We start from the raw sequence: 23311 nt of genomic DNA on the forward strand, positions 1-23311 counted from the left end.
TTACCATGATCTATGAACCATCAACCATGAACAACTATCAACTATGAACAGAAACAAAAAACTGCTAACTTCACCGCCCTGAAATCATATACTTTAATTATGAAATTATTAGAAGGAAAAACCGCGTTGGTTACCGGCGCGTCAAAAGGAATAGGCCGCAAGATTGCCGAAAAATTTGCCGAGCACGGCGCTAACGTAGCTTTTACTTATTTGTCGTCTGTTGAAAAAGGCCAGGCCCTTGAGCAGGAGCTGCAAAGTTTCGGCACTAAGGTAAAAGGTTACCGTTCTGATGCTTCCAAATTTGACGAAGCTGATAAACTAATTACCGATATTGTTGCTGATTTCGGTACGCTTGATATTGTTGTCAACAATGCCGGTATCACTAAAGACGGTTTGCTGATGCGCATGACCGAAGAAAACTGGGACGAAGTGCTTGACGTAAACCTGAAATCGATATTTAATGTTACCAAGGCTGCCTCAAAAATCATGATGAAAAACCGCAAAGGTGTATTCATTAACATGAGCTCGGTTGTTGGTGTGCAGGGCAATGCCGGCCAGGCCAACTATGCTGCCTCAAAAGCAGGTATCATTGGTTTCTCTAAATCAGTAGCTAAAGAACTGGGCTCACGTAACATCCGTACCAACGTGGTTGCACCAGGTTTTATCCGTACCGAAATGACCGAAGTGCTTGACCCTAAAGTTGTTGAAGGATGGGCAGCAGGTATTCCGCTTAAACGCGCGGGTGAAACTGAGGACGTAGCCAATGCCTGTGTATTCCTTGCATCTGATATGGCGGCCTACATTACCGGACAGGTTATCCCTGTTGATGGTGGTATGTTGTAAGAATGCACCTCCTCTAAATCTCCCCCAAAAGGGGAGACTTGAAAAAGCTTTTAAGCCCTCTCCTTTGGAGAGGGTTGGGTGAGGTTTAAAACTTATTCCCCTCCTTTCACAATAATTTCGCATTTTGCAGTTAATGTTTATTGGGCCGGATGATCTGCGCCCTGATGATACTATAGCTACAAATGTTTTCACTTACATGGGGTTCTGTTTCGGGATGGTGGTTGCCTGCCGGCTTATTACTGGGTTTGGCATATGCCTGGCTCATGTACCGCAAGCCGGTTGACCTAAGTAAAAACTTACGCTATGTGCTTGCCGCTATCCGGGCGGTAACCGTGTTTTTTATAACGGTGCTGCTCATATCTCCCCTGGTAAAAACGGTGAAATACGAGCCGCAAAAGCCTTTAGTGCTTATAGCGCAGGATAATTCGTCGTCCGTGAATACTTTTAAATCTGCAGGCTTTAACTCATCTGCTTTTGTCGATGATCTGGCTAAACTAAAACAAGAACTTGGCGACAAGTATGATGTGCAGGAATTTAATTTTGACAAAGCCCTGCATCCCGGTCTTTCAAAAAACTTTAACGGTAAGCAAACCAATATAGCAAGTGCGCTGCACCAACTTAACGACAGGTTCACTAATCAAAACATCGGTGCGCTGATATTGGCAACTGACGGTTTATACAACCAGGGTAATGATCCGCAGTATGAGGCCAGGAATATCAAAACCAGCATCTACACCATAGCCCTTGGCGATACCACTGCCAAACGCGATCTGCTCATCGGCAACGTAAATTATAACAAAACGGCCTTTTTAGGGAACGATTTTGTGATAGAAGTGCTTGCTACGGCCTACCAAAGCAAGGGCGAAAACATGAACCTGTCGGTTACCGAAGATGGTAAACAGGTGTACGCCCAAAGCATTGCGGTAACCGGAAACGATTTTAAAAAGATCGTCCCCATAAAACTGAACGCTGCTAAAAAAGGCCTCAGAAAATATAGCATCAGCATTGCTCCTGTTAAGAACGAGCTGTCCATCCAAAACAATACCGAAACTATTTATGTGGAAGTGCTTGATGCCCGGCAAAAGGTGCTGCTGCTATACAACGGTCCGCATCCCGATTTAACGGTGATTAAACAGGCTATCGAAACCAATAAAAACTTTGAGGTAAAGGCAAGTTCGCTTGCTGATGCTGCAAGCATTAAACCGGCAGATTATAGCCTGGTGATCCTGTACCAGCTTTCGGCAGACGAATACCCGCCGGTAAAAAGCTTTATTGCTAAGAGCAAAACGCCGGTTTGGTATATCGTTGGTTCACAAAGTAACCTGCAGTCCCTTAACAGTGAGCAAAACACGGTACGCATAAGCGCAGGCCGTGCTGAAACGCAGGAGGTGATGCCCCTCCCAACCAATGATTTTACAGCTTTCACCCTCTCCGATTCAGCGCGAAAAAAGATTACAGCCTTTCCGCCATTAATAGCGCCGTTCGGCAGTTACGGAACCGCTGCAGGTGCTTCAGTTTTATTGAAGCAAAAGATTGGAGCTGTAGCTACTACCTATCCTTTACTGGCCTTTGGCGATGAGGCCGGCCGGCGTATTGCCGTATTAACCGGTGAAGGCCTGTGGCGCTGGCAGCTGGCCGAATATCAAAACTATGGTAACCGCAACGCTATTGATGAATTGCTGAGTCAAACGGTGCAGTATTTAACTGCCAATGCCAATCGCCAGCGTTTTCGTGTTTATCCGGCCCGTAATGTATTTGATGAAGGGGAAAGCGTGATCCTTAATGCTGAATTATATAATGAAGCCCTTGAGTTGATCAATACCCCTGATGTAAAGATAGAGCTGAAAAGCACGGCCGGGAAAAACTATAGCTTCCTGTTTACGCGCACCGGGCAAAGCTATCAACTTGATGCAGGTACCCTCCCCATTGGCGAATACACCTACAACGCATCAACCCAAAACGGCAAACAAGAGTTTAAAGCTACCGGGCAATTCACCATAAAACCGCTTAACCTCGAAACCCGCCAAAGCGCCGCCAATCATACATTGCTTAATACCCTGGCCAAACAAAGCGGCGGGCAAATGATCAAACCATCGCAGCTAAGCCAGCTTGCCGACCTGATCGCCAAAAATGAGAATATCAAAACGGTGGTTTATGAAGATAAGCATTACAGCGATTTGATAGATCTGAAATGGCTGTTTGTATTGATCCTGCTGCTGTTATCAACTGAGTGGTTTTTGAGGAAGCGGGAAGGAGAAGTGTAGGGTAGTAGAGTCAAGACGATGAGATGTAAGAGACAAGAAGAGAAAAGAAAAAAAGCAGGGAATCGCACAGTCCGGCGCTCTTTAAAGCTCCGTATTTCGTCATTTACTTATCCTTACTTTCCGGCACCACCACATAAACATCCTCATTGGCTTTTTTCATGAGGTACTTTTCGCGGGCAAATTTTTCCATTTGCTGTGGGTTGGTGGTCAATTCTTTAAGCTCTTTGGTCACCTGGTCGGTTTGGGCTTTGTAGAAATCGCGCTCAAGCCTTAGTTTTTTAACCTGCTGGTGGTATTGGTATTGCGAAAAAAGATCGTTCCTGTCAAAAAATATCATCCACACCACAAAAGCAATGGTAACCAGGAAAAACTTGTTCTTGAAAAGATCTATAAGGCGTTTCATTGATACCGGCTGGATAATTTTCATTTAAAGCTATTTAATTTTTTCGACCGTTACAAATATGCTTATTAACTTATTAACAGGAAAGTTTTTTGCGGTGAATGGTTGATTGAGTTGATTAGGTGAGTGGTTGGTTTTCGGAGATTATAACTACTCACTTAATCAACCATTCACTTAATCAACTTAATATTTATCCTCTTTTAGCTCCACTCATACCGCTGGCGCCACCGCGACCAGCCTCTGAACGGCTGCCGCCTGATCTTTTATTGCCGCCGGAGCGGCTGTTGCCTGCCGAACGATTATTGCCGCCCCCTCCAGACCTGCGGTTACCGCCGCGACCACCACCACCGCGTTGACCACCGCCTGAGCCACCTTTTTTAGGCGCTTCGTTTATTTTGGCTGCCATAGCTGCTGGACTAAGCGGGTACGGATGCCCTTCCTCAATCGGGATCTGTTTGGCTATCAGCTTGTGGATATCTTTCAAAAATTCCAGCTCTTCAGCATCGCAAAATGAAAATGCTATGCCATTGGCACCAGCCCGGCCCGTACGGCCAATACGGTGCACATAAGTTTCGGGTACGTTTGGCAACTCATAGTTGATAACGTGTGTAAGGTCATCAATATCAATACCACGGGCCGCGATATCTGTAGCTATTAATACTCGGGTTGTGCGGTTTTTAAAGTTAGTTAAAGCACGCTGCCTTGCATTTTGTGATTTATTACCGTGGATGGCTTCGGCAGTGATACCTACACGGTTCAGGTCTTTAACCACTTTATCTGCACCGTGTTTGGTACGGGTAAATACCAAAACGGTTTTAATGTCCTTATCTTTCAGGATGTGGATCAGCAACGATTTCTTATCTCCCTTATCCACATAATAAACTGCTTGCTGAATGGTATCCGCAGTTGATGAAACCGGGGTAACTTCAACTTTTTCGGGGTTATTCAGGATACTATCTGCCAGGCTTTGGATCTCTTTTGGCATGGTGGCCGAAAAGAACAGTGTTTGCCTTTTTGCCGGTACTTTAGCTATGATCTTTTTAACATCGTTAACAAAGCCCATATCTAACATACGGTCGGCTTCATCCAGTATCAGGAATTTAACATGCTCCAGGTGAACATAACGCTGGTTCATTAAATCCAGCAAACGCCCCGGGGTTGCCACTAAAATATCAACACCGCGACGCAAAGCATCAACCTGAGGGTTTTGTGATACGCCGCCAAATATTACGAGGTTTTTAAGGCCTGTATGTTTGCCATAATTGGTAAAACTTTCACCAATTTGAAGGGCAAGCTCGCGGGTTGGGGTTAAAACCAATGCTTTAATGGTTTTTTGCTCTTTGTGGGCTATCCTGTCCTGGTGTAATAATTGCAGGGTAGGGATAGCAAAAGCCGCGGTTTTGCCGGTGCCTGTTTGGGCACAGCCCAATAAATCCTGGTGTTGTAATATAATAGGAATGGCTTGTGCCTGTATTGGAGTAGGTGTGGTATATCCCTCTGTTTTTAAAGCCTTGAGGATTGGCTCAATTAAATTTAAATTTTCGAATGACATTCTTGATTGTTTGTAATATATAATGTGCTAACGCGAAAGCATAAGCGGATCTGAAGAGTTTGCTGGGCTCAAAACCGTAAGCGAACGGGTAATTAGCTGCAAAGATACGCTTTTTATTGTTAAGAAATTTTTAAGAGCAAGAACTACACTGGATTAGGCTGCCAGCGTTTCGGTATCAGGAGTTCCTTGTTCCTTTTTGGCCTTACGGTCCTTTTGCCATGATTCCAGCAGGATTAAGCCCATACCTATCATAATGGATACGTCGGCCACATTAAATACGCCTGTTTGGAAGATTCCGAAGTTCATGTGCATAAAATCTGTTACGCTGCCATAAAGCATCCTGTCGTAGAGGTTACCTGCGCCACCGGCAATAACCAAAACGATACCTGTGGTGGTTAATTTACCTATTGATGGTTTTAGCATGACATAAAAAACGCCAAAGGCAAGGGCCAGTAAGGGCAGCAATGATAGCAGGATGAATTTCCATGGGTTTTGCAGCGAATCGCCAAGACTTAAAAAAGCTCCCGTGTTTTCGGCATGCAGAATGGTGAAAAAGTTTTTGATAACAAAAATGTTATCGCTGATGTGAATATGCTCCCTAACGTAAATTTTAGTAACCCTGTCAAGCCCGATGCTTAAAACTAATACCAGCACTATACCCAATATCCTCAAAATCCCTTTTTTGTTCATTAGTTTATTTTAACAAGTTATTATAACGTGGTTGCCTTAGTTTAATTATATGGCTTTAGTTGCAGGAGGCAAAGGTATAAAAAAATAGGTGATTGAGATAGATAACTATAACAATGCACATCTGTCAGGGTGTCAGTCTGAGTGTTTAAATCCGTGGCCTCTGAAGGTGAAATGACATCTGCGTTCACGTCATTGCTGTAAGGAATGAAGCAATCCCCGACAGGCTGGTAACGGGCTTCATTAGTATTTGACTTACATCGTCGCGCTCTTGGCCGCGCGGGGCCAGTTACTTTTGTCGCCACAAAAGTAACCAAAAAGGCTTGCAGCAGAGAGGCTTCTTTGCGCACAACCTGGACCCATAGCCATCAGCGCGGCCTTCACCCTGCAAAACGAATAGAACCACGGGCTGCAATTATTTTGCCCCGACTCGCACGCAATGCCTCCGCTTCTGCAAAAACTTGCTATGCCCCTGCAGCCGCACCGCCCAGCATCGTTCTGCTCGTTTTCACCCGAAGCTGATCTGCTGCGAAAAACCATATTTTTTATCTTGTCATGGGTAGGTCCTCGAAGCATGTGGGCAGGCCTCTGCGCGCGACCCTTCGACGGGCTCAGGGTGACGGCCCTCTTTTTTTAGCTAAAACAAAAAAAGCCACCTGCTTTACACAGATGGCTTTTCACATCGTCAAAAAATTACTTTTTAAAGTATTTGAAATCTTTACCGATGAATTTGGCGTTAGCGCCTAATTCTTCTTCGATACGTAACAACTGGTTGTATTTAGCGATCCTGTCTGAACGTGAAGCCGAACCGGTTTTGATCTGGCCGCAATTTAATGCAACAGCAAGGTCAGCAATGGTCGAATCTTCAGTTTCGCCAGAGCGGTGGCTCATTACTGAGGTGAAGCCGTTGGTTTGAGCTAAAGTAACCGCATTGATAGTTTCGGTTAATGAACCAATTTGGTTTACTTTTACCAGGATTGAGTTTGCAATGCCTTCGCTAACACCTCTTTGTAAACGTTTAGTGTTGGTTACAAATAAATCGTCACCTACTAACTGTACTTTTTTACCAATTTTGTCGGTTAAGATTTTCCATCCTTCCCAATCGTCTTCGGCCATACCGTCTTCGATAGAGATAACAGGGTATTTTGCAACTAATTCGGCAAGGTAATCAGCTTGCTCAGCGCTGGTGCGGATAGCACCTTTTTCGCCTTCAAATTTAGTATAGTCGTATTTACCGTCTTTGTAAAATTCAGAAGCAGCACAGTCAAACGCGATGAAGATATCTTCACCAGCTTTGTAACCTGCTTTTTCAATAGCTTTCAAAATGGTTTCAACACCATCTTCAGTACCTTCAAAAGTTGGAGCAAAACCACCTTCGTCACCTACTGCAGTTGAAAGACCGCGATCGTGAAGGATCTTTTTCAGGTTGTGGAATACTTCGGTACCCCAACGTAAAGCTTCAGAGAATGAAGGAGCGCCAACCGGCATGATCATAAATTCCTGGAAAGCGATAGGCGCATCAGAGTGTGAACCACCGTTAACGATGTTCATCATCGGGATTGGCAGCGTGTTAGCATTTACACCACCAATGTAGCGGTATAAAGGCTGGCGGCTTTCCTGGGCAGCAGCTTTAGCTACAGCTAATGAAACACCTAAAATAGCATTGGCACCAATTTTACCTTTGTTTTCGGTACCGTCAATCTCAATCATCAAAGCGTCGATAGCATTTTGTTCAAACACATCGATACCTTTTAATTCAGGAGCTAAAACTTCGTTTACATTTTCAACGGCTTTTAAAACGCCTTTGCCCATGTATTTTGATTTGTCGTTATCGCGAAGCTCAACAGCTTCGTGAACGCCGGTTGATGCACCTGAAGGTACAGCAGCGCGACCAAATGCGCCGTTTTCGGTTAAAACTTCTACCTCAATAGTAGGGTTACCGCGCGAATCTAAGATCTGGCGGGCATGCACATCAATTATTATGCTCATAGTGAATTGTCAGAGTGTGGTTTGAATGAATACTATTAATAACGGCGGCTAAGTTAATGCGTAAATAAGGAAAACGCAATTGAAATTTTGTATTTGTAACGATTATAGGCAATTAATGATGCGATTTAACATGAAATTAATATAGAATGAGTGGTTTTTTCATGAAAACGGATGTCTGAACCGGGATTTGGGTGGATTTTTATGATTTATAGGATTTTTCTTCCCTTGCTTCCCCGGTTGCTGTGTCTCCACGGCAACATGTAAGGTTTGAAATTTGGTTGCCGTGGAGACACGGCAACGTGGGGAGGTTTTTTAATTCAGTTTAAAAAAAATCGGTGTAATCAGAAAAAGAATCAGTGTAATCCCAGAAATAAAATCAACATAATCATCCCACTCAACAGTGATTAATCGCTCGTAGTAGGGACGTGCTCACGCTGCACGGCATTTTTGCGCTGGATGCGGTACATCAGGATGAGCATGATATTATCCTTATCGCTTTTAGCGGCAGCCGAATAATTATATTGGTTGATCCAGCCAGCCTGTAAGATCCATGATTTATCAAACTGATAACCTACTGCGGCCGATATCCGATTACGTTCAAAGTTAGGTACCTTATTATTAAGGAATACTTCGTCGAAAACAGAAATGAACCAGGTTTTGGCTTCAATTTTGGTGCTATTTAAAGGCACAAACACATTTAGCCTGTAACGGAAACGGTTACGGTAATCGCCGTTGACCCAGCGCTGCTCTACCCGGTAGCGGTGTTCCAATTTTATGCGGTACAGGAACTGGTTGCTGGTGATCTGTTCCCAAAAACGGGTTTCGGTAGTTGTAGGCCCTTTGCCAATATCCATATAATCAAAAGTAGTGTAGCGGCCGGTACCTAAAAGCGCGGTAAAGTTCCTATCTATATCATAACTTACACCAGCCTTTACCTCGTAATACTGAAACTGGCTGAATACATTATTGGTACGGGTTTGAAACTCGGTATAACCACCCCATTTGTGGGAACTATCGCCCGGTAAAACTACCGTTACTATACCCCAGGTGCCTACTTTTGAATCTTGCGCCTTAACAGTAAATGAACATATAGTTAACAAAAAAAATACTAAGGCGATGAAATTAATGGGTTTGATTGTCATTGCAGAGATTGTTTCTGCAAAGATATTTCCTAAATGTTATCTTAATGTTAATATTAACACTGTTAATGTTAACATAATGTTAAGAGTTTAGGTGAGGCTTATAGTGAAGACATACGTTTTAAAAATTTGTAGGGCTGCATTGTAATTCATAGAGATAAAGTGAGGCGGCGAGGGGGGCGGCAATATAAATTTCAAATTCCTGGCTCTTATTTCTAAAAATCCTGCATCTTTCCCGTTATTCCCACTTAAACGTTTTTACCGCTACCGCATAAATTCCAATAAACCAGGCAAAAAGAATCAGTAACTGGTGTGTAACGTCACCTAAGCCCGCGCCCTCAAAAGCCACTTTACGCATAGCATCGTTTAAATGGGTTAGCGGTAACACCTTGCTGATATATTGCAGCCAGTTGGGGAAGGCGGTGATTGAAAAAAAAGTACCCGAAAGCAGGAACTGCGGCAGCGTGATAATATTGGAAAGCGGTGGCACCGAACTTTCGTTTTTGGCGATGCCAGATACAGTAAAGCCGAATCCCATGAAAATGATCAACCCGATGGCCGAAAGTACCAGCATATTTAATACAGTTGTTACACCGTGGATCAGCGTAAAACCAAACATGTAATGCCCGACCAGTATAATAAATAACGAACCTAACAGGGAAAAGGCCAGCCTCGCAATAGCCTCGCCCAAAACAATGCTGTAACGTTTAACCGGGGTTGCAAAAAAGCGTTTGATAACCAATGTTAACCGTAAGCTCAGAAATACAAAAGCTGTACCAAAAACACCACTGCTTAGCAACGAAAAACCCAACTGTCCGGGTAAAATAAAATCGATGTATTTATATGGGCGGCCGCTTATGGTTTCTTCTTTAAGGTCGATCAGGTTGGGGACTTTAACTGTGGTGTACGACTGAATGCGTTTCAATTCTTCCGACTGAATACGATAAAAAATGTTGTTCAGGGCTGATTTTAATACACTTCCTTTATCGCCCGATGCCTGGCTGTACTGTACATGAACGGTCATTGACGCTGGTGGAGCAAAAGGTTTAAGATCAAGTATTGCATCAAGGTTACCTTTTGCCAGGTTTTTGCTCATTTCATCAGCCGTTTGATCATGGATAAGGTGCATGATCTTGTTTTTTTTAAGCGCAGTGTAAACCGGGTTATTGGCGGATGTATCGCTGCCTTTGGCTACGCCCACATCTATCGACATACCGCCACCCCCAATATTGGCAAAAACAATGATAAATATCAAGGGGAAAGCCAGTGTAAACACCACCGCCGAAGGGCTGCGTAATATCGACCGGAAACTGGCTTTGGCAATGGCCAGGGTTGCTTTTGTATTGCTGTATTTATTGTTCATCCTTTTATGTCATTTGCCATTAGGCGTCATTAGGTCATTGAGTCATTTTGCCTGTCAGCGTCATTGGGGCATGGAGCATTTTAGAGTGCTAACTGCAAACTCAAAACTGCATACTGGCTCCCCCCTTCAGGGGGCTGGGGGCTATCCTTCCCGCCATTCCTTGCCGGTTAAATTAATGAATACATCCTCCAGATTGGCCAGTTTTACCTGCTTTTTGCGTTCAAAGCCTGTGGCTACAAGCTCGTCGATAAAATGATCGGGGGTATCAATGCCGATGATGTAGCCGCCGTCGACAAAGGCAACACGGTCGCATAGTACTTCGGCTTCATCCATATAGTGGGTAGTGATCACTACGGTGGTTCCCTGGTCGCGGATCTCGCGGATCAAATCCCAAAGGTTACGGCGGGCCTGCGGGTCGAGGCCGGTTGTGGGCTCATCCAGAAATATGATCCTTGGGTTATTGATTAATGTAGTGGCGATAGAAAAACGCTGTTTTTGCCCCCCGGAAAGGTCTTTATATTTAGCCTTTGCCTTATCGGTAAGAGCAACTTTTTCCAGCATCTCCATAGGTGTTTTGTCGATACCGTACAGGCCCGAAAACAGTACGATCAACTCCGACAGGTTGAGGTTGGGGTAATAACCGGCAGCTTGTAACTGTACGCCTATACGTTTTTTGATGCTATCGGCGTCGGTTTCAATATCAAAGCCATCAACAATAATGCTGCCGGATGTTTTTTCGCGAAGGGTTTCAATGATTTCGAGAGTAGTTGTTTTACCGGCACCGTTGGGGCCAAGCAGGCCGAAGATCTCGCCTTCATAAACTTCAAAACTAATGCCTTTAACGGCTGCAAAATCGCCATAGTTTTTTACCAGGTTGTTTACAGTGATGATAGGTTGTTTTGTCATAGGGTAAAAATGCATCACATTCATGAAATAACCATGAGTTTTTCGGCGAAGTGCGCAATTTTTACGGTGAAAGTGAATTTTGCGATGGGTAATTGATATTATTTATCATCTGCGAAAACCCTGCGCTGGCTCCCCGGATGTCTTAAAATGAAAAGCCCGGATGATCATCATCCAGGCTTATAATACTCTCCGCAAAAGTTCGCCTATCGGGGTTAGGGGCCTTATCTCACTTTTGCGCTTTTTATAGTTTTGCTTACCGGCCTTTCGTATTTTTAATGATATGGCCTTCAGCTTGTGATTTTCCCCATTTCCAGGTTACTTCATCTCCTTTTTTCATATGCTCACCCTTTTAAAGGATAACATGTATGGTTAATTATTGATTATCAAAGATGAAATAACCATCCCTCGGGGTGCCGGGAAATTATTTTATTAAATGACCGATAGAGTGAACGATAACAACGGCATGTTCCGCGGCTTTCATAACTAAATGGATCAATTGAATTGCGAGTAAAGTTTTCATGGCATTTATTTGTTGTTGTTTAGTGATCCAAAATTGCACACAAAAGGCACCCTGCCGTTAGTTTAATTAGGTAAAGCGAGCACGGCTATCGGTGAATAGCGGTAAAATATCGGAGAAATGCCGGTGAAAAAGTGATATCGTCGGTAAAACTTTGGAGAGTAAAAAGCAAAAACCTCAGAAGGGATATTAACTTTGAGAGTAGGTGTTAACAATCTAACTTATATGGATTACTATTTAGATGAGCTTGTAATAAATTTAAACGGTATAAATACTGCCGGCTTAATGGATACCTGGTTATGGTTGATAAAAGATTTTAAGGAAATTTTAATGATATCAAAGCTCGGCGATCTGTTCTTTATAGAATATGATGATTGTATTTACTGGCTTGCAACGGATATGTGTGATTTATCGAAAGTTGCTGATAATAAACAAGAGTTTTACAGTTTTTTAAATGACGATGAAAAAGTGGATAACTGGTTCATGCCTAAATTGTTAAAGGAACTTGAAGATGCCTGTATTTATTTAGGTGATCACCAGGTTTACAGCTATAAGAAAATGCCGGTTTTAGGAGGAGAATACACAATTGACAATCTTAAGCCTGTTGATATTAAAGGTCATTTCGAATTAACCGGCATTATTGGTGAGCAAATAAAAGATCTACCCAATGGAACAAACGTCAAAATTAAAATAGTCGACTAATTGAGGTTTCAAATAAATTTTCAATATTAAAAAGCCGCTTTGCAAGATCGCAAAGCGGCTTTGTTTTTCATAGGCAGATGAATATATTAACTGATCAGGTTAGCCAACGCCTGGATAACGGTTACCGTATGCTCCTGTAGGGAGATCATCACAGCTATAAGTGGATTGTAGAATGTTTTCATGATAATGTTATTTGCCGCAAAGATGTGCCGTTAGCTCATTGTTGAACAGTTATTTTAGGTGAAACGGCATAAAATGTCGGTGAACGAGTTTCAGGTAAGGGAGAAGCGCTTTTAAACAAGCTTCTACGACCAAAAACCCTGTATCCTAATCTGGCTTGACGGGTACCCCTGCAGTTTTAATAATTTACGTAATTCGCCTACCATGGTATGGTTGCCGGCAATGTAAAATACCGAGTGTTCCAGGTTATACTGTTGTTCCATTACCCACTGGATGAGGCTGTGGTGGCCGTATACATCATTACGTTCAATAGGCTTTAACGGCGATTTGAAATACTCTCCAAACAAACCCCTGTGATTTTCATCGGCCATAACTATAGCGCCCGAAAAACGCGTTGCGGGTAATACCATTTGCTGTAAGGCCAGCATATGCCCCATGCTGCTTTCATCGCCAAGGCCTATTATGGCCGGGGTGCCGGCCGGTGCGTGCCGGGTAGAACGGATTTTTAAATAGCGTACGGTATCGTTTTTTTGAAGTTGTTTAGCCCATTTACTGCCGGGACCGCTATGGGCTGCATCAATATACAGGGTGCAGGTGCTGGTTTCGGCATCCCAGCCGGCTGGGGTATAATCGCGGTAGGTAAGGTTATCAACTTTTATTTTTATGTAGGGTATTTCGTGCCAGTTTTGCATATCGGCCTGTGGTAAATGCAGGTCAATCTCAATCATAGTCGACGGCTCCCAATGCCTTACTTCAAGCACCCTGCCGCTTTGTAAAAGTTGGTTTTCAAACAAGCTGCCAGCCTTTCTTTTTAATTTATGAAGAGTGGATGTTTCCATGGTGTAGTGTTTTGATACTACAAAGAAACATTGAATTTTAGCCTCCTGAAATAGTAATTTCGGGGTAAATATTGGATTATTTACGGTGTTTGTCCCTGAACTCAAGAGGTGTGATGCATGCCGCTTTTTTAAATAGCCGGGAAAAATAGGTATGGTCATCATAGCCCAGTGCATGCGCAATTTCCTTTACGTTGAGGCCGCTGTAATATAGTAATCTTTTTGCTTCCAGCATTACTTCCTGAGTTATCCAGTAACTTACCGGGAAACCGGTGGTTTTCTTTAAAACCTCGTTAAGATATGATTCGGAAACATTAAGCATACCCGCGTATGCCGAAGGGCCTTTAATTGTGCGCACATGCCTCAACAACAATTTTTTAAACTGATGTGAAATTTGTGCCGGCCTTGAAAGCTGCTTTTCGGGTGTATAAACGTTACTGAAAGTGGCTGCTGCCATGCCGGCAAATGATTGTATGAGCGATTGCAAAACAGGTAGAAAGAAAGTGCTGTTATCATCCTCACTATTTTTTTCGCGCAACAGGCAAAGGAGCTGCTGGTATTGCTTTAATTCAATATCGTTGAGCTGATAAGGCTGTTGCAAAAAAAGTTGGTTTTCAAATATATTCCGAAAGTCGGCCGGAATATGCTGTGAATCGATGGCTACATACCAGCCACCGGCAAGTGCATTATTTATCCGGTGATGTACCTGTCCCGGCAGAATATAATAAAATGTGTTTTCGCAAAAATGAACTTCGTTAAAATCTATCATCAGCGATGCTGATCCGTTTTCAATCAAAAAAAACAGGTAATGATCGTCTCGATGGGCGCCCATCGGCACTTTTTTTGAATCTTCGCCGTTTTCAAAGTGCCTGATCTCAAAGCCTATGTTTGATCGTTCATGTAGCTGGTGTACAGGGATATCTTTCATTTTGCAGGGTAGTTATTGTATTATGGTAACGCAATCTTTAACCGTGAGGTACATTTTCTCCAGGCTAAGGAATTTATTTTATATGGAATTTGTTAAATATTTAGCTAAATTAACTTTTGGCTTTGTGCATTCTGCTTTCAGCTATATAATTACAATAATTCGGGGATTTATTTACCGCCATCAACCAGTGCATAAATCTCCTGCATGTAAATAGCTTCATCCATAGCAACATGAAAGTCTTCCCATTCATCAACAGTAAAGGTAAGCTGGATATCATTGACCGGCGTACGCATCACCACGCGCTCCTGTCCGTCGGGAAATGGGAAAGAATGATCACCGAAATCAAGATCGATAGCGAAATTTTTAAACTGGATAAATTGATCGGGTGTAAAGCTAAGGATCAGGTTATGGTGCCATATAAATAGGCATTGGCATTCGGAGCAACGGCTTACTACCGATGTTCCCTTTTGGCTGAGTATTTTAGCATCGCACATAAATTCCGGTAATTAAAAATGAATTGGTGCCTGCTCTGCTGATTAAATGTTTGATATAAACAATTAAACTACAGAACAGGACTTTATATTTTAAGCATTAATAATCAAATAATTGTTAATGGGCTTGCGGCTTACTATTTTGCGCATAGCGTATTAACAGCAACAAAGAAATATGTTATTTAGAATAAATCCAAATAAAAATAAAGAAAACTCCAAAATGTGTTCAGAATTTAAGAGAAGGGGCTTAATTAAGTATTTGTATATCAACGATATTTATCCAAAATCTTCTCCTTAGAGGATTGTAGTTTTTAACAAAACGGCCCTTCAAATTAATGGAGGGCCGTTTTATTTATACTGATAAGGGTTGCTTACTTGATATGCTTTTTTACGATCTCTGAAAGTGATGTCAGATCAAATGGCTTGGCAAGGTACCCATCGGCGTTACCGGCTTTGGCAATTTCTTTGATATTGCTCACGGCCGAAATAATGATCACGGGGATGTGGCTGGTAGCCGGATTGTCTTTTATGCTTTTACTTAGCTGCTGCCCATTTGCGTCACTGCTCCAATCGGTGAGCCAGTTATCAAGCAAAATCAGGTCGGGGTTAATAGTAGTCAGGGTACGCAGGATTCGGGCATTGTCGGATTGTACTACTTCGTAACCTTCTTCCTCCAATACATACACCACGGTATCGCGAATATCTTTATCGTCCTCTATAACTAAAACCTTTTTGGCCATAAGCTTGATTGCTTTATACTTTATTAAAATTAAAGCACCTTCTTTTTGAAGCTGCTGTGTTTAAGTACATAACAATCAAATACCCGGTATTTGTTTTAGCTATAGTATTAAATAAAAAATATATTATTTAATTAAATGTTAACCTGCAACGGTATTATAGCAGGCCCGGCAGCGGGGCTCATAGCTTTCCTTCTCGCCTAATAATATTTTTGAATTATCATGTACCAGGCGGTACGAGTATTGGGCCGGGTTGCCACACCTTACGCAAACGGCCTGTAGTTTGGTTACCGATTCGGCAATGGCCATAATGTTGGGCATAGAGCCAAATGGCCGGCCCTTAAAATCCATATCTAAACCGGCTACAATCACGCGTACGCCGCGGTTGGCCAGTACGGTACATACCTCGGGGAGCTCATCGTCAAAAAATTGCGCTTCATCTACACCTATTACATTGGCATCACTGGCCAGCAGTAAAATAGCCGAAGCGCTATCAACCGGGGTAGAAGTTATTTTGCTGGCATTGTGCGAAATGATGGCATCTTCGCCATAACGGGTATCGGCTTTAGGGCTAAAAATCTCAACCTTAAGCTTGGCAATGCGGGCACGGTTAAGCCTCCTGATCAGCTCTTCGGTTTTGCCCGAGAACATTGATCCGCAGATAACCTCAATACTGCCGCCTACTTCACTTTTACGCCTGAAAACCTCTTCGTGATATACCATTTATGACTTTTATAGTCGGCAAATATCAGAATTTAATCCTATTTTTGGTAAGCATTTTCCTAACATTGAGGCCATGAAGCAAATGGATGTATTTAAAAAGATAGGTGGGATTTTAAAAGAGCTTAATGATCAATACGACTACCTTGCAGCTGATCCCAGCGAACTTAACGAGCTTGAATTAGAACTTTTTGTAGCCAATGCCCATTTTTTAAAAGACCATGCCGAAATACTGCGCCGCATCAACGAGCGCGCGGCAGCTCCTGCACTGCTTGCAGAAAAAAACCAGCCGGCAGCTGAAGAACATACACCGGTAACCCTGGTATTACCTCCCGCTCCGGTGCCGGCAACACCTCCGCCTGTAAAGGAGGAAGCTTTGCATGAGCAGCGCTTTTTTGAACCGGTAGTACAACAGCACGTCCCTGTGCCGGTTGATAAGATAGAACTTACCAGCGATGCTGAACCACCGGCCCCGGTGCCGTTTAACCCGGTAAAAATAGAAGTGATCAACCCCGCGCCCGAAATAAAAGAAACACCCGAACCGCAAATAAATATTGCTGCCGAAAAAGAGGCAGATACTTATTCATTTCAACAGGAAATTCCTGAAGGAAGCAGCTTTGAACTAAATTTAAACGAGGCTGATACCTGGGATGATGAAGCAGACAGGTTTGAGCAGGAAGAGCTGATTGGTGAACTTCCCGAAAAGCCGGTTGAGATAGTACCCATGGACGAACAGCCAAAGCCCGTACCGGTAACTGAGCCCATAAAACCCGCAGCAGAACCTGTTGTTGCTACAGCTCCTTCAACAGATACAAGCAACAACCAGCAGGTACTAACCTTTAATCAAAGGATCATGGCCCAAAAGGCTGAGAAAGCGAACAACGCGGCAAGCACCACTGCCGAGCTGCCGGTTACCGATCTTAAATCGGCCATAAACCTGAATGATAAGCTGCTTTATATAAAAGATCTGTTTAATGGTTACAGCCTGGCCTATAGTGAAGCTATTGAGATAGTAAACCGATTTAACACTTTTGAAGAAGCCGAACGTTTCCTGAAAACAAACTACGTAGTTAAAAATAACTGGGAAAGTAAAGCATCAACAGCCGATAAGTTTTACGCTTTGTTACGACGGAGATATCCTGCTTCGTAGCGGTTTAGTTCATAGTTGATGGTTCATGGTGAAGACGATTTTAGAGGTACCCCAACTTTCTGACTTACGGACTTCTGACTAAAATTATCAAACATTCGATTTCCTGTTCGAATCGAGTTTGATAAGCGTGAACAGGAGCATGGTAAAACTTAGTAATGACGAGCCTCCATAGCTGATAAACGGTAGGGGGATTCCAATAACGGGCACTACGCCAATGGTCATACCGATATTGATCACTACGTGAAAAAATAGCACTGAAGCTACACCGTAACCGTAAATACGCGTAAAAGGCGATCGCTGCCGTTCGGCAATGAGAATTACCCGTAATATAAGGAACATAAAAAGGCTTATTACCGTTAATGAACCTGCAAAGCCCCATTCTTCGCCGACGGTGCAGAAAATAAAGTCGGTACTTTGCTCGGGTACAAACGAGTATTGGGTTTGAGTACCATGTAAATAACCTTTACCCCACATTTTCCCGGAGCCTATAGCTATTTTCGACTGGTTTACATTATAGCCTTTTCCCTTTAAATCGGTAGTGATACCCAGGAGTATGTTAATACGCTCTGTTTGATGTTTCTTTAAAACGTGGGTATAAATAAACTTTACACTGAATATAAACGCTATAGAGATTGCAAGGCCGATGATCACGGTTTTGATGAGCTGCCTGTTACGCTTAAATAAAAAGATAATGAAAGCGGTTATTACAGCCAGGATCAGGATAATATACAGCGGATTGTATAATAGCGACGTAACGAAAAGGGTGATGAACAACCCCGCTATCACCAGGAAATAAGGAGAAAGCCCTTCGCGGTATAAAACAAATATCAAAGAGCAAAATACCAGTGTCGAACCGGTATCGGGCTGCAGCATGATCAGTAACATCGGGAATCCGATAATCACGGCGGCAGTTAAAAATGATTTGGGTTCGGTAACCCGGATGTTGGTGCCGCTTAAATATCGCGCAAGCAATAAACAGGTTGCAAACTTGGCAAACTCCGAAGGCTGCAGCCGGAAACCGCCGCCCATGTTGATCCAGGCCTGGTTACCGCCTACGTTTCGGCCTATTACCAACACCAGTATCAGCAGCAAAACTATTACTACATAAAATGCTGGGGCCAGGGCAGCAATGAACCGGCTTTCGAGCAGCAGGATAACAATACCAATCACTACAGATACGCAAATAAAGATGAACTGCTTACCGTAATTGGTTGAGGCATCGACTATACTCGGGTGATTGGTGTCAAAAACTGCAGCATGGATATTGAACCAACCAATGGTGCAAAGTACCAGGTACAAAAAAACTGTAAGCCAATCTACATTGAAGAAGAAACTCCGCTGCTGAGTGCTCATGATCTTGCCCTCCCGCCAGTTAATGATTTAATCCAGTTCGCCGGTTTATTGTTATAAGCTGATTCGCGCCTTTCTTTTTTTATTGAATCGGCCTTGAACTTTTTAATTGAATCAGCTTTGAATTTTTTGATAGAATCAACCTTTGCCGCCCTGATACTGTCACGCCTGCGTTCTTTTTGCAGATCTTGAGCATACAGGCTAAGATCGGGCAGGCGGTTGGCATTTGCATAATAATCAACTGTAATTCCCGATTCGCGCGGGCTGATCTTACCTTTTAGATATTTTTCAACTATGAAGCTTGCAATAGGAGCGGCCCAATGCGCACCCTCGCCCGAGTTTTCAACTACAACAGCAATCGCTATCTTAGGATTATCGCGTGGGGCGAAAGCCACGAATACCGAGTTATCCTCGCCATGCGGATTTTGCGCGGTGCCGGTTTTACCGCACATAATAATATCAGGTATTTTTGACCGTCTGGCTGTACCGTTTTCAACCACTGCCTGCATTCCGTTAATAACAGGCTCAAAATATCCGGAATCTATCCCAACATAGTTTTTTTCAACGTATTCTTTTTTAATTACGTTTTTAGTACCGATTGCCTTGATAAGGTGAGGCTTATAGTAAAACCCGCGATTGGCAATAGTACACTCCAGGTTAGCCATTTGCAAAGGTGTTGCTAATAACTCGCCCTGGCCTATGGCCAGCGGAACGATGGTGCTTGAACGCCAGCCGCCTTTATGATAAACATTATCATAATGTAAAGGCGTTGGAACGTTACCACGGCTTTCGGCAGGCATATCCAGGTCCAGCCTTGCACCAAGGCCAAATTTCATTACATTATTTCGCCATGCGGTGAAATTGGCTTCTGTATTTTTTACCCCGTACCGGTCAACAATACGTTGAAACACCATTGAGAAGTAGCCGTTACATGACTCGGCCACGGCCCGGGCCATATTTACCGTGCCGTGTGCTTCGCCATGGTTACAGTGTACAATGCGGTTGCCTGCCCGGTAATTACCAGTACAATAAAAAGTTTCGCTCGGGTTAATGATGCCCTCCTGCAGCGCGATAAGGGCACTTAATGGTTTAAATGATGAACCGGGAGGATATTGTGCCTGGATAGGCCTGATGAAAAATGGCTTATATGGGTTATTGTACATTTTGGCGAGGTTGTTGCCTCGCTGACGGCCCACCATGAGGTTAGGATCGTAAGTAGGGCTGCTCACATAACATAAGATCTCGCCCGATGATGGCTCTATGGCCACAATACTGCCCAGCTTGTTTTGCATTAGTTTTTCACCAAGCCTTTGCAAGTCAACGTCTAACGACGAGGTCAGACGTTCGCCCGAACGGGGTACGGTATCAAGCGCGCCATTGGCAAATGAACCCTTGGGTACACCATGCGAATCAACCATTTGTACCTGTACGCCGCGCTGACCGCGTAATACATTTTCGTAGGCCTTTTCAACGCCGGTAACGCCAATATAGTCGCCAAGGCGGTAATATCCGTTTGAGCGTTTGATGTCCCTGTCGGTGACCTCCCCAATAAAACCTAAAAACTGTGCGGCTACCGAGTCGGGATAAGTGCGTATGGTGCGGGGCACTATAGCGAAGCCCGGAAACTCAAACAGCTTTTCCTGCAATGAAGCATACAACTGAACAGAAAGTTGTTTTTCAAATACGGATGCTGTATTAGGCGATTGTTTTTTAGCCTTGGTAAAGCGTTTGTCGAAACCCTCTTTGTCGATACCTATCATTTTGCAAAATAACATGGTATCAAAAGGTTTTACTTCCTTGGGATTAACGGTAACATCATAAATGGGTTCGTTTTGTACAAGGATTTTGCCGTTACGATCGAGTATAGGCCCGCGGGCAGGGTAAAGTATGGTAGTACGCCTTACGTTACTGTTGGCATAGATCTCGTACTTATCATCAACTATCTGGATATAGTACAGCCTTCCCAGCAGGGCTAATATGATAGCTATAAAAATACCGGTAACAACGTAGCGGCGTTCAAAAAACTTATTCATTTACGTTCTTTCCTTCTGAAAAATAGCAGGCCCGAAATTAGTATTAAAAATACGGTAAACAATGAACTCAAAACAACACGGCTTAGTGTGTATTGTATTTCAGAAAAACTAAAAACCTCTAAATTAAGCAGGAAAAAGTGGTGGAATAAAGTAAGTATCAACACATAAGTAAAAAACCACCTGAAACCCATGATACTCAAAGTAGGTTCGGGCTCGTTATCAAAGCCATCCTTTTGTACCGTGATGCTGATGAAAAGTACACGTACCAATGCCAGCACAACGCAGGCCGCAGCATGAAGCCCCGGTGTATCATAAAAAGCATCAATAGTAAGGCCTGTCAGGAACGAGAGTACAAACAGCAGTGGATTAGGTACTTCAAAGGGAAGCAACAAAATGAAAAGGATATAGAAATAAGGGGTGGCAAGATTATAAAACGTTATGTTTTTTAACAGGAAAACCTGCATAAAAACCAAAACTATAAACCTAACAAGGTTAACAAGGATAGTTCTACTCATTTTTGTTTTGTACGGCCTCCAGTACCGTTTGTTCACCGGCAAATTTGTTATTTACCACGTAAACGTATTGAAGCTTTGTAAAATCAACAGCTAAGGCTACCTCAACGTTGATGAGTAAACCGCCGCCTTTGGCATGCAGGTTGGTAACTTTGCCAAACGGTATACCGGTAGGAAAAAGCGAATAGCCCGAGGTAACCACCGTATCGCCAATTTTGGGCTGGGCATTATTCTGGATATCTATCAATACACCCCTGTGCGGATCAAGATCGTTACCCCATACAAACGAGCCTATATCTTTAGTACCTGAAAGCATGGCGCTAAACCGCGTGTTTTTATGCAAAACCGATTGAATAATAGCCAAATGCTCGGTTACTGCAATAACCTGGCCCACAACGCCTGCACCTGTTATTACACCCATATCTTTTTGGATGCCGTCCCTGCTACCCCGGTTAATAGTAATATAGTTGCTGCGTTTATTGAACGAATTATTGATTACCTTGGCTACAATATAAGTATATTGTTGTTTGTAAACGGTATCATTAACCTTGTGTTTTTCAACAGTATCAACATACATAGAAGCTTTGAGCTGGCCGCGAAGTTTGGCATTTTCGCGGGCAAGGCTATCGTTGGTTTCTTTTAATGACAGGTATTCTTTTAAAGCATCAACCTGGCTGTACAAGGTACCGGTTACCTTATTGGTTGAATTAATAAAAGACGCTTTTTGAAACGAGTTGTATTTAATATATATAAGCAGCGAACTAATCTCAAAAATCAGGAATAAAAAAAACGCGTTATACTTAGTTATAAATATCCAAAGGTTACGCATTGCTTTTCAGATTTGAAATTGGAATCAAGATAACAAGAACCAAGAGACAAGAAAAGGAGAACAACATTCAACTTATTTCCTTCTTGTCTCTTAATTCTTAAATTCTTGTTTCTAATTTACTGCATTAAAAATTTAAAATTGCCAATGTTTTTAAGGGCGGTGCCGGTTCCGCGTACTACGGCGCGAAGAGGGTCTTCGGCAACGTGAACGGGTAGTTTGGTTTTGGCAGCCACACGCTTATCCAAACCGCGCAATAAAGCACCCCCACCGGTTAAGTAGATACCGGTTTGATAAATATCGGCCGAAAGCTCGGGAGGGGTAATTTCCAACGCTTTCAATATCGCTTCTTCAATTTTTGAGATCGATTTATCCAAACAATGTGCAATTTCGGTGTATGATACCATAATTTGTTTTGGTACACCTGTCATCAGGTCACGGCCTTGTACGGCAAAATCACCCGGTGGCTCGCTTAGTTCAGGAAGCGCGGCGCCAACCTCAATTTTAATTTTTTCGGCAGTACGGTCACCAATCATGATGTTATGCTGGCGACGAATGTATTGTACAATGTCCGAATCAAAGTTATCACCCGCTACGCGGATCGACTGGTCGCACACGATACCCGATAAAGCAATAACGGCAATTTCGGTTGTACCACCACCAATATCAATGATCATGTTGCCCATCGGCTCTTCCACGTCGATGCCGATACCTACAGCAGCAGCCATTGGTTCGTGGATGAGGTAAACCTCTTTGGCGCCGGCAATCTCGGCCGAGTCGCGCACGGCACGTTTCTCTACCTCGGTAATTCCTGACGGGATACAGATCACCATACGCAGCGATGGAAAGAACCATCCCTTACCCTGGTTAATCATTTTGATCATCCCACGGATCATGTGCTCGGCGGCGTTAAAGTCGGCAATTACACCGTCTTTAAGCGGGCGCACGGTACGGATATTATCGTGCGTTTTACCTTCCATTTGCATGGCCTGCCTGCCAATGGCAATCACTTTATTGGTTGTTCTGTCAAACGCCACAATCGAGGGTTCGTCAACAACAACTTTGTCGTTATGTATAATGAGGGTATTTGCTGTACCTAAATCGATAGCAATTTCTTGTGTAAAAAAGTTAAATAAACCCATCTGGTATTTCTTTCAGTATGTTATGCAAAGTTTATAAAAATACG

Annotated in this window: 21 protein-coding genes; 4 read left to right on the forward strand and 17 right to left on the reverse strand. The window is 43.2% G+C overall.

Translation table 11 applies throughout. The features are described from left to right. Positions 1-99 precede the first annotated feature (99 nt). Together fabG and ABID99_RS01640 are read left to right on the forward strand one after the other, a co-directional pair. Positions 100-843: a 3-oxoacyl-[acyl-carrier-protein] reductase gene (gene fabG / locus ABID99_RS01635; RefSeq protein ID WP_090529006.1), complete on the forward strand. Its 744-nt coding sequence runs from the start codon at positions 100-102 to the stop codon at positions 841-843. 182 nt (positions 844-1025) lie between these two features. After that, positions 1026-3107 (forward strand): hypothetical protein, encoded by a 2082-nt coding sequence (locus ABID99_RS01640; RefSeq protein ID WP_373612657.1) that lies wholly within the window; start codon positions 1026-1028, stop codon positions 3105-3107. A gap of 103 nt (positions 3108-3210) precedes the next feature. On the opposite strand, the gene ABID99_RS01645 is transcribed toward ABID99_RS01640, so the two are convergent. The 7 genes from ABID99_RS01645 to ABID99_RS01675 all read right to left on the reverse strand — a co-directional run bounded on the left by ABID99_RS01645 (position 3211) and on the right by ABID99_RS01675 (position 11143). Then, positions 3211-3534: a septum formation initiator family protein gene (locus tag ABID99_RS01645; protein WP_254780129.1), complete on the reverse strand. Its 324-nt coding sequence runs from the start codon at positions 3532-3534 to the stop codon at positions 3211-3213. Positions 3535-3697: 163 nt separating this feature from the next. Next, positions 3698-5059: a DEAD/DEAH box helicase gene (locus ABID99_RS01650; protein WP_176627978.1), complete on the reverse strand. Its 1362-nt coding sequence runs from the start codon at positions 5057-5059 to the stop codon at positions 3698-3700. Positions 5060-5212: 153 nt separating this feature from the next. Next, a complete protein-coding gene (gene lspA, locus ABID99_RS01655) occupies positions 5213-5749 on the reverse strand; it encodes a signal peptidase II (RefSeq protein WP_090528994.1) in 537 nt (178 codons plus the stop codon). A gap of 690 nt (positions 5750-6439) precedes the next feature. Beyond that, positions 6440-7735, reverse strand: coding sequence for a phosphopyruvate hydratase (gene eno, locus ABID99_RS01660; RefSeq protein ID WP_090528991.1), 1296 nt, complete (start codon positions 7733-7735; stop codon positions 6440-6442). Positions 7736-8139: 404 nt separating this feature from the next. Next, positions 8140-8877 carry a DUF2490 domain-containing protein gene (locus tag ABID99_RS01665; protein WP_373612658.1) on the reverse strand — a complete coding sequence of 246 codons (738 nt, stop codon included), beginning with the start codon at positions 8875-8877 and terminating at the stop codon, positions 8140-8142. A 235-nt stretch (positions 8878-9112) separates the two neighbouring features. After that, positions 9113-10237, reverse strand: coding sequence for an ABC transporter permease (locus tag ABID99_RS01670; RefSeq protein WP_090528984.1), 1125 nt, complete (start codon positions 10235-10237; stop codon positions 9113-9115). A gap of 141 nt (positions 10238-10378) precedes the next feature. Further along, the gene (locus ABID99_RS01675) at positions 10379-11143 is read right to left on the reverse strand and encodes an ABC transporter ATP-binding protein (protein WP_176627980.1); all 765 of its coding nucleotides are present in this window, start codon (positions 11141-11143) and stop codon (positions 10379-10381) included. Positions 11144-11885: 742 nt separating this feature from the next. On the opposite strand from ABID99_RS01675, the gene ABID99_RS01680 reads away from it, so the two are divergent. Next, positions 11886-12362, forward strand: a complete 477-nt coding sequence (locus ABID99_RS01680; protein ID WP_354485980.1) for a T6SS immunity protein Tdi1 domain-containing protein — start codon at positions 11886-11888, stop codon at positions 12360-12362. A gap of 305 nt (positions 12363-12667) precedes the next feature. On the opposite strand, the gene ABID99_RS01685 is transcribed toward ABID99_RS01680, so the two are convergent. The 5 genes from ABID99_RS01685 to ABID99_RS01705 form a co-directional block, all read right to left on the reverse strand. Continuing rightward, positions 12668-13381, reverse strand: coding sequence for a hypothetical protein (locus ABID99_RS01685; RefSeq protein ID WP_373612659.1), 714 nt, complete (start codon positions 13379-13381; stop codon positions 12668-12670). Positions 13382-13457: 76 nt separating this feature from the next. Continuing rightward, the gene (locus tag ABID99_RS01690; RefSeq protein ID WP_373612660.1) at positions 13458-14306 is read right to left on the reverse strand and encodes a helix-turn-helix domain-containing protein; all 849 of its coding nucleotides are present in this window, start codon (positions 14304-14306) and stop codon (positions 13458-13460) included. Positions 14307-14473: 167 nt separating this feature from the next. Then, positions 14474-14800, reverse strand: a complete 327-nt coding sequence (locus tag ABID99_RS01695; protein ID WP_090528970.1) for a DUF6686 family protein — start codon at positions 14798-14800, stop codon at positions 14474-14476. Between the two features lie 368 nt (positions 14801-15168). After that, a complete protein-coding gene (locus tag ABID99_RS01700; protein ID WP_090528968.1) occupies positions 15169-15537 on the reverse strand; it encodes a response regulator in 369 nt (122 codons plus the stop codon). A 138-nt stretch (positions 15538-15675) separates the two neighbouring features. Continuing rightward, positions 15676-16257 (reverse strand): thymidine kinase, encoded by a 582-nt coding sequence (locus tag ABID99_RS01705; protein ID WP_373612661.1) that lies wholly within the window; start codon positions 16255-16257, stop codon positions 15676-15678. A gap of 73 nt (positions 16258-16330) precedes the next feature. On the opposite strand from ABID99_RS01705, the gene ABID99_RS01710 reads away from it, so the two are divergent. Next, the gene (locus ABID99_RS01710; RefSeq protein WP_373612662.1) at positions 16331-17404 is read left to right on the forward strand and encodes a hypothetical protein; all 1074 of its coding nucleotides are present in this window, start codon (positions 16331-16333) and stop codon (positions 17402-17404) included. Positions 17405-17491: 87 nt separating this feature from the next. Here the strand turns inward: ABID99_RS01710 and rodA are convergent, their stop codons facing one another. The 5 genes from rodA to ABID99_RS01735 form a co-directional block, all read right to left on the reverse strand. Continuing rightward, complete coding sequence (rodA, locus tag ABID99_RS01715) at positions 17492-18757, reverse strand: rod shape-determining protein RodA (protein ID WP_175490007.1); 1266 nt, start codon at positions 18755-18757, stop codon at positions 17492-17494. Then, positions 18754-20787 (reverse strand): penicillin-binding protein 2, encoded by a 2034-nt coding sequence (gene mrdA / locus ABID99_RS01720; RefSeq protein WP_373612663.1) that lies wholly within the window; start codon positions 20785-20787, stop codon positions 18754-18756. Before mrdA ends, rodA begins: the two co-directional genes overlap by 4 nt. Further along, positions 20784-21302, reverse strand: coding sequence for a rod shape-determining protein MreD (locus tag ABID99_RS01725; protein WP_090528953.1), 519 nt, complete (start codon positions 21300-21302; stop codon positions 20784-20786). The genes mrdA and ABID99_RS01725 overlap by 4 nt, the downstream gene beginning before the upstream one ends. Then, positions 21295-22128: a rod shape-determining protein MreC gene (gene mreC, locus ABID99_RS01730; RefSeq protein WP_373612664.1), complete on the reverse strand. Its 834-nt coding sequence runs from the start codon at positions 22126-22128 to the stop codon at positions 21295-21297. Before mreC ends, ABID99_RS01725 begins: the two co-directional genes overlap by 8 nt. Before the next feature lie 116 nt (positions 22129-22244). Further along, positions 22245-23267, reverse strand: coding sequence for a rod shape-determining protein (locus tag ABID99_RS01735; RefSeq protein ID WP_090528947.1), 1023 nt, complete (start codon positions 23265-23267; stop codon positions 22245-22247). Positions 23268-23311: the final 44 nt, after the last annotated feature.

The organism is Mucilaginibacter sp. OAE612, from assembly GCF_041806395.1.
In the GTDB taxonomy this organism is placed as follows: domain Bacteria; phylum Bacteroidota; class Bacteroidia; order Sphingobacteriales; family Sphingobacteriaceae; genus Mucilaginibacter; species Mucilaginibacter rubeus.

What these genes read in the sequence shown, in the direction of transcription:
- eno (WP_090528991.1), bottom strand. Translation starts at nt 7,735, where the DNA reads ATGAGCATAATAATTGATGTGCATGCCCGCCAGATCTTAGATTCGCGC.
- mreC (WP_373612664.1), bottom strand. Translation starts at nt 22,128, where the DNA reads ATGCGTAACCTTTGGATATTTATAACTAAGTATAACGCGTTTTTTTTA.
- ABID99_RS01700 (WP_090528968.1), bottom strand. Translation starts at nt 15,537, where the DNA reads ATGGCCAAAAAGGTTTTAGTTATAGAGGACGATAAAGATATTCGCGAT.
- ABID99_RS01685 (WP_373612659.1), bottom strand. Translation starts at nt 13,381, where the DNA reads ATGGAAACATCCACTCTTCATAAATTAAAAAGAAAGGCTGGCAGCTTG.
- fabG (WP_090529006.1), top strand. Translation starts at nt 100, where the DNA reads ATGAAATTATTAGAAGGAAAAACCGCGTTGGTTACCGGCGCGTCAAAA.
- ABID99_RS01680 (WP_354485980.1), top strand. Translation starts at nt 11,886, where the DNA reads ATGGATTACTATTTAGATGAGCTTGTAATAAATTTAAACGGTATAAAT.
- mrdA (WP_373612663.1), bottom strand. Translation starts at nt 20,787, where the DNA reads ATGAATAAGTTTTTTGAACGCCGCTACGTTGTTACCGGTATTTTTATA.
- rodA (WP_175490007.1), bottom strand. Translation starts at nt 18,757, where the DNA reads ATGAGCACTCAGCAGCGGAGTTTCTTCTTCAATGTAGATTGGCTTACA.
- ABID99_RS01690 (WP_373612660.1), bottom strand. Translation starts at nt 14,306, where the DNA reads ATGAAAGATATCCCTGTACACCAGCTACATGAACGATCAAACATAGGC.
- ABID99_RS01670 (WP_090528984.1), bottom strand. Translation starts at nt 10,237, where the DNA reads ATGAACAATAAATACAGCAATACAAAAGCAACCCTGGCCATTGCCAAA.
- ABID99_RS01645 (WP_254780129.1), bottom strand. Translation starts at nt 3,534, where the DNA reads ATGAAAATTATCCAGCCGGTATCAATGAAACGCCTTATAGATCTTTTC.
- ABID99_RS01705 (WP_373612661.1), bottom strand. Translation starts at nt 16,257, where the DNA reads ATGGTATATCACGAAGAGGTTTTCAGGCGTAAAAGTGAAGTAGGCGGC.
- ABID99_RS01695 (WP_090528970.1), bottom strand. Translation starts at nt 14,800, where the DNA reads ATGTGCGATGCTAAAATACTCAGCCAAAAGGGAACATCGGTAGTAAGC.
- ABID99_RS01665 (WP_373612658.1), bottom strand. Translation starts at nt 8,877, where the DNA reads ATGACAATCAAACCCATTAATTTCATCGCCTTAGTATTTTTTTTGTTA.
- lspA (WP_090528994.1), bottom strand. Translation starts at nt 5,749, where the DNA reads ATGAACAAAAAAGGGATTTTGAGGATATTGGGTATAGTGCTGGTATTA.
- ABID99_RS01640 (WP_373612657.1), top strand. Translation starts at nt 1,026, where the DNA reads ATGTTTTCACTTACATGGGGTTCTGTTTCGGGATGGTGGTTGCCTGCC.
- ABID99_RS01735 (WP_090528947.1), bottom strand. Translation starts at nt 23,267, where the DNA reads ATGGGTTTATTTAACTTTTTTACACAAGAAATTGCTATCGATTTAGGT.
- ABID99_RS01710 (WP_373612662.1), top strand. Translation starts at nt 16,331, where the DNA reads ATGAAGCAAATGGATGTATTTAAAAAGATAGGTGGGATTTTAAAAGAG.
- ABID99_RS01725 (WP_090528953.1), bottom strand. Translation starts at nt 21,302, where the DNA reads ATGAGTAGAACTATCCTTGTTAACCTTGTTAGGTTTATAGTTTTGGTT.
- ABID99_RS01675 (WP_176627980.1), bottom strand. Translation starts at nt 11,143, where the DNA reads ATGACAAAACAACCTATCATCACTGTAAACAACCTGGTAAAAAACTAT.
- ABID99_RS01650 (WP_176627978.1), bottom strand. Translation starts at nt 5,059, where the DNA reads ATGTCATTCGAAAATTTAAATTTAATTGAGCCAATCCTCAAGGCTTTA.